Origin of the sequence: Roseburia sp. OM04-10BH (assembly GCF_003462605.1) — a bacterium.
Taxonomy (GTDB): Bacteria; Bacillota; Clostridia; order Lachnospirales; family Lachnospiraceae; genus Roseburia_C; species Roseburia_C amylophila.
This window is the reverse complement of sequence record NZ_QTZI01000026.1, coordinates 3,532-4,295: the sequence shown is the minus strand read 5'-3', so window position 1 is coordinate 4,295 and position 764 is coordinate 3,532. Positions and strand designations below refer to the sequence as shown.

At 36.0% G+C, this 764-nt stretch carries 2 protein-coding genes; both read right to left on the bottom strand.

Annotated features, from left to right (window positions below; all coding sequences use genetic code 11):
* A partial coding sequence (locus DXB43_RS15580; protein WP_243006697.1) for a DUF3879 family protein occupies window positions 1-368 on the bottom strand: 368 nt, incomplete at its 3' end.
* Window positions 369-496: 128 nt separating this feature from the next.
* Window positions 497-764: GHKL domain-containing protein (locus DXB43_RS15575; protein WP_243006696.1), on the bottom strand; the 268-nt coding region annotated here is incomplete at its 5' end.

Here is a 764-nt window from a genome sequence, read left to right as displayed (position 1 = left end):
TCAAACATTTCTTCCCGGCTACTCTCTGGAACAGAAATGATATGTTTATAACTGTTTCTGTTCTCATCCGTTACCGCAAGTCCTGTTAATCCGGTATTCGGATCAATCCAGTCTCCATTTTTGTCATATTGGCTCATCAGGTTCTTAATTGCCTGAACATTCGTAAACATTGCACCGTTTCCATTCTTCATCATCTCACTCAATGCTGCTTTATACTTTTTACTGTTTGTGTCAATCCCTGCTGCTTTTAATTGTTTCTGTACAGAGCTGCTGTTCATTTGGGACAACTGAATATTGTTGACTAAATTTGTTTTTGATGTTCCAAATGTCGTTTGAAATAAAAAACCGTAGTCCGTAATTCTTGACATAAGCGAAACCTCCCATCATTAAATTTTTTATATGTATCATCCATTTTATTTTTTTATATCGACACACTCCTTCTGATATTTTACCTTTTCTGCACCAAGTACGATTTTTTTGCACGAAGTAAGACTTTTTATGAATTGAGGAATAACTCAGCAATAAATTTATTTCCATCACTTTTCAATATTAAATTTCCATCATATTTTTTTACACTGCTCTGAACATTCAGCAGTCCTATTCCACCGCCTTTTCCTTTCGCTGATACCGGAAAACCATTTTTCCACTTTACCTCCCCGCAGTTATTTTCGATGCTGGCAGCTATCATTTTATGGTATGAGCCAATCTTAATCGAAATATATTTCTCTCCTTCCAGCTTCTCTGCTGCCTCAATCGCATTATCT